At 41.3% G+C, this 5,364-nt stretch carries 5 protein-coding genes; 4 read left to right on the top strand and 1 reads right to left on the bottom strand.

The genetic code is table 11. The features are described 5' to 3' along the window. The 4 genes from RYL27_RS10670 to RYL27_RS10655 form a co-directional block, all read left to right on the top strand. Positions 1-233: 4-hydroxythreonine-4-phosphate dehydrogenase PdxA (locus RYL27_RS10670; protein WP_314967132.1), on the top strand; the 233-nt coding region annotated here is incomplete at its 5' end. Positions 234-340: 107 nt separating this feature from the next. Then, entirely contained in the window at positions 341-1,747 is a 1,407-nt protein-coding gene (locus RYL27_RS10665; protein WP_314967130.1) for a GntP family permease, read from the top strand. 124 nt (positions 1,748-1,871) lie between these two features. After that, a complete protein-coding gene (locus RYL27_RS10660; RefSeq protein WP_314967128.1) occupies positions 1,872-2,636 on the top strand; it encodes a DeoR/GlpR family DNA-binding transcription regulator in 765 nt (254 codons plus the stop codon). A gap of 4 nt (positions 2,637-2,640) precedes the next feature. Then, positions 2,641-4,248 carry a glycoside hydrolase family 32 protein gene (locus RYL27_RS10655; RefSeq protein ID WP_314967126.1) on the top strand — a complete coding sequence of 536 codons (1,608 nt, stop codon included), beginning with the start codon at positions 2,641-2,643 and terminating at the stop codon, positions 4,246-4,248. 25 nt (positions 4,249-4,273) lie between these two features. On the opposite strand, the gene RYL27_RS10650 is transcribed toward RYL27_RS10655, so the two are convergent. Beyond that, positions 4,274-5,140, bottom strand: coding sequence for a PD-(D/E)XK nuclease family transposase (locus RYL27_RS10650; RefSeq protein WP_314967124.1), 867 nt, complete (start codon positions 5,138-5,140; stop codon positions 4,274-4,276). Positions 5,141-5,364 lie beyond the last annotated feature (224 nt).

Here is a 5,364-nt window from a genome sequence, read left to right as displayed (position 1 = left end):
CACAGGGAAGATACAATTCCGTACTGTCTCTCTACCACGACCAGGGGCATATCGCTACCAAGACCCTGGACTTTGACAGAACGATCGCTATTACCAACGGTATGCCGATTTTAAGAACTTCCGTGGATCATGGCACCGCATTTGACATTGCCGGAACCGGTATCGCCGACAGTATCAGCATGGAAGAAGCGATTCGTCTTGCGGCAAAGTATGCAGAGGCTTTTAAACATTAGATTTTAAATGTCTTGAAGTGTTTCGTTTAAAGGGGCATTGAAGGACTAAAGTGTTATTTTAACAATGAAGGGGAAAAGCAAAGTCTTTTTCTAAAGAGGAGGAAAGTATGGTTAATGGTTTACATGGAGAGCAAATGCTCCTGGGCTTGGCAATCGGTATTGTGTTACTGATTTTCATGGTATTAAAGACAAAGATTCAGGCCTTTTTGGCTCTGATTATCACTACCGTAGTGATTGGTGTAATTGGCGGAATGCCTTTAAATACCATCACCTTGGAAAATGGAACGAAGTTCGGTATTTTGCAGTCTATTACCAGCGGATTTGGAAATACTTTATCCAGTATCGGTATTATTATTGGTTTCGGCGTTATGCTGGGAGCAATCTTTGAGGAAACAGGAGCAGCAAAGCGAATGGCTCTTTGCTTCTTAAAGGTATTTGGAAAGAATAAGGAAGAGGAGGCTTTGGCTTTTACCGGTTTCCTGGTTTCTATTCCGATCTTCTGTGATTCCGGCTTCATTATCCTGTCCCCTATCGCAAAGGCGATTTCCAAGGTTACAAAGAAATCTTTGATTTCTTTGGGGGTAGCTCTTGCAGCGGGTCTTGTAATTACCCATACCATGGTTCCTCCTACACCGGGACCCTTGGGCGTATGCGGAATCTTCGGCGTGGATGTAGGACAGTTTATTTTATTGGCACTGGTACTTTCTATTCCAATGACCATTGTGGCGATTCTTTATGCCAGAAAGTATATTGCTAAGAAGTTAAACTGGATTGTTAATGAAAACGATGAGCTTGTAGAGGCACAGGCCGGTAGTGTAGAGCTTGGAAAAGAAATCAATTTAGGGTCAGAAAATCTTCCCTCTACATTTTCTTCCTTCCTTCCCATTGTTTTACCTGTCATCTTGATTTTAATGAATACCGTATTTACGGCAATGAAGCTTATGGACGGATTTTTCCATATTCTGATTTTCCTGGGACAGCCTATTGTTGCTGTAGGAATCGGCTTATTGACTGCTATTTTCATTCTTGGGAAAAAGATGAGCCGTAAGGAAATTCTGGCTTCCATGGAAAAGGGAATGATGTCTGCAGGAATCATTATGCTGGTAACCGGTGGCGGTGGAGCTTTAGGACAAATCATCAAGGATTCCGGACTGGGAACCTATATGGCGGAGGGAATTACTGCTATGAACGTACCTATTATCCTGCTTCCTATCGTTATTTCCACTGTAATGCGTTTTATCCAGGGATCCGGAACTGTAGCCATGACTACAGCGGCAAGTATTTCCGCACCGATTATCCTGGCTACCGGAGCTAATCCTGTGGTTTCCGCTTTGGCTTGTTGCGTAGGCTCCTGCTTCTTCAGTTATTTCAATGATAGCTACTTCTGGGTAGTAAACAGAACTCTTGGCGTAAGTGAGGCAAAGGATCAGATTCGTGTTTGGTCCATTACCACAACCATTATCTGGGCAGTAGGATGTTTGGAAGTAATTATCCTTAGCTTTATTATGCACTAATTTTCCGAGGATAAATGTTTGAGGATAAATGGCTTGGTTTCTTTCGGGAAGCTAAGCCATTTTTTTATAAAATATGCTAAGATGTTTTCGGAGAAAAGGACCGGAATGAGCTAGGGGAGAAATCATGAAAAAAGAAAAGGTGTTATCAGGAGAACGGCAGCAAAACATTTTATCCATTTTGGAGAAGGATGGTTCCGTTTCCGTAGATGAATTGGCTAAGCAATTTTCTGTCAGCGGAATGACTATTCGAAGAGACCTGAAATATCTGGAGGAAAAAAACCGGATAGAGCGTTTTCATGGGGGAGCCATTCTGCGGGATGAGGTGCTTTATCAGGAGAAGGAAGTGCAGAATATTGAGGCAAAAAAGCGTATTGCCCAAAGGGCTTTGGAACTTATTAAAGATACCAAGGTGATTTTCTTGGATGCGGGAACCACCAATAGGGAGCTGGCTCTATTATTAAAAGAACGTGAGGGTTTGTCTGTGGTCACCACGGACTTAATGGTTGCCGGAGTTTTGCAAAGCGGAAAGGGAAGGATTTTTTTCTGCGGAGGAGAAATCCAGAAAAGTACCGGCTCTGCTTTGGGAAGCTATACAGTGAATCAATTGAAAGATTATTCTTTTGATATCGCCTTCTTAGGGGCATCTTCCATTAATGAAAAGCTGGAGCTGAGTACTCCCACATTGGAAAAAGTGGCTTTAAAAAAGGCTATTTTGCAGCAAGCGAAGCAGTCTGTTTTGTTGGCAGATGCCAGTAAGTTTGAGAAGCAGGCGATGATGAAGATATGCTCCATTCAGGAATTTGATATACTGGTGACGGATAAGACATTTTCGGAGAAAGAAAAAAAGGAAGTGGAAAAGCTGGGCGTAAGAGTGGAAGGAGTCGTATAGTACTATGAAGCCAATAGCAGATAAAATTTCAAAGAAATTATCCCTTGCCCGCTCTTTCGAAAAGGCACATTTTTCAGAGATCCAAAGACAGGAGCGTCCGGGATTTCATTTAAGCCCTGCGGTAGGCTGGCTCAATGACCCCAATGGCTTCTCCTTCTACAAAGGGGAGTATCATCTTTTTTATCAATACAATCCTTATAGCACCAGATGGGATGCGATGCATTGGGGGCATTGGACTTCCAAGGATTTAATCCACTGGGAATATCATGAGGCAAGCTTTGCACCGGATGAGGACTATGAAACCGGGGTATTTTCCGGAACAGCTACTACGGATAAAGACGGCTCGCATCTTATCATGTATACTGCGGATTACACCAAGGCTCCGGATTATTCTACGGATTTATCCGGGAAAAATGGCGTTCGCAGAGAAACCCAGTGCATTGCAAGAGGGGATGGAAGTCAATATCAAAAGTATGAGGGAAATCCGGTGATTTCAGAAAAGGAGTTGCTGGAAGAATTTACGATGGAAGATTTCCGGGATCCAAAACTTTGGATTGGAAAAGACGGAAAATATTATGCGGTAACCGTAGCAAGAAAGAAGAGTGATAATTTTGGAGCAGCTCTGCTTTTTTCTTCGGAAAATGCTGTGGAGTGGCAGTATTTAGATACGATTAGGGAAAATGACGGAAACTTCGGCGGGATGTGGGAGTGCCCGGATTTCTTTTTCTTACAAGGGCATCCGGTGCTTTCTCTGTCGGTCATGAATATGAAAAATACAAGTCCCCTGTTTAGAAATGGAAATTGTACCGTTGCTTTTGTGGGGGAGGAGGCCAAAGTAGAGCCGGATCAAGAAAGTATTGTAGATTTGATAGAGAAGACCATGAAAAATGCCAAGCCCCAGGCTTTGGATTTAGGCTTTGATTTTTATGCGCCTCAGACCATGGAAAGGGATGGACGAACAATCATGGTAGGCTGGATGCAGGCTCCCGAGGCCGGTGGAAATGCTCCTGAGAATGCTAAGTGGTATGGGCAAATGTCATTTCCCAGAGAGTTGTTTTTCCGAGGGGACAGATTGTGCCAGCACCCTATTTCAGAGATTCAGAAGCTTTATAAAGATAGGGTAGAGTTGGAGATTTCCTGTGAAAAAGAAGAGAAAAGCTATGCGGAATTAGAGGGGAAACTTCTGGACCTTAGTCTACAGATTTCGGCTCCCAAGGATTGCCTAAAATATCAAGAAAGTTCTGAACAAAAAGTAGTTTCTGGAGTCCCCAAAGCCTTCCAAATGAAATTTGCAAAGCAAGGAGAAATTTATGTCCTTTGTACATATGATTTTGTATCGGGAATTTTGACTGTGGATAGAAGTCATGCAAGAAGATCGGCCAGCATTTGTGAAGTAAGAAGGATTTACGTGGGATGTTCGGAAGAGCTTTCGCTTAGACTTTTGCTGGACCGTTTTTCCTTTGAGCTTTTTGTAAATGATGGGGAACAGGTTCTCTCCGGTACCCTTTATGAGCTGCCGGAGGAGGCTAAGGAAATCAGCTTCCAAGGAGAAGGGATTCATTTACAGGTAGAAAAGCATGGATTAAAAGAGATTGAGCTTGGGGCACTGTAAAGCATGCACGATAGTAGAACTGATTCTACATTAAGTTCAGTTCACGAAGGAGTTTTTTTCTAAAGCGTTTATCCTTGGAAGCTTTTTTGATATCTTCCAGTCTACCCTTTTCCGCTAAAATACCCATTAATTGTGCTAACTTTTCACTGCCTTCTTCTCTGCCTTCTTCTAAGGCAGCTTGGCGATAACGTTCTAAAAGAATATTCATATTTTTGTCTCCCTTCTGCATAAAGTCTGTAGATTTAAGTTCTGCTACTCTTTTGGATAGTATTGTAGAATGCATTTGCTTGGGATCGTTGGTATGAAAATCTTCTGCCAGCCTTCCCAAGCTATCATTTTCTGTTTTTGAGGTATTAAAGTATATAATATAAGAATCATCATCAAACGGCTGGCCATTTTCTTTAATGATTCTCTCAATATGATATACCTGTAGCTTTTGTTTGAAAATATCTTTAGCTGTAATAAATATAACATAAGTTTTAGGTAATTGGTTGAAATTTTGTCCTTTCTTTAGAGAATGAATGTCTATTAGGCTGGCGTGAAACCTGGCTCGTTTAGGGATTGCTTCTTGAGGATCATTTTGAATTTCGATGTTGTATAGATTATGTTCCTTATCCTCGCAGAAACAATCCAAAACAAGAGAATGTCCATGAACATTGGGAATGTCCTTCTGAATCCATTGTTCCTTCAGGCGTAAAGAATCATCTTCCATAATAACTTGTAAAATGTATTCAGTGCATCGTTTATCCTGCAATACGATTTTTATAAAGATATCATCCATCAGAGTTAGGGAGGATATTATGGCTTGTTTTACTTCAGGCTGAGAGCTTGATTTTTTTAATATATGTTGCTTTTTTGAATTTTCAGAATTATTTACTTGGGATTTCGACATAAGATTCTCCTTTTAGAAATAGGGATAAGAATAGTCTTAGGAAAAAATGAGAAGAATAGACAGAATTATGTAGTGCTATTATTGTAGAGGAGTCAATGTAAATATACTAGACTCCATATTCGGATAATATCCGTTAATGGATAAGGCTTGCAATAAAAAATCTCCTCTCATCCTGGGATAATGGACGAGAGGAGATAGTGGATTGTTTCTCCGTTGCTTTTTCC

This window comes from Oribacterium sinus (assembly GCF_963537195.1).
Taxonomy (GTDB): domain Bacteria; phylum Bacillota; class Clostridia; order Lachnospirales; family Lachnospiraceae; genus Oribacterium; species Oribacterium sinus_A.
The sequence above is the reverse complement of the archived record's forward strand: the minus strand, read 5'-3'. Positions and strand labels throughout refer to the sequence as shown.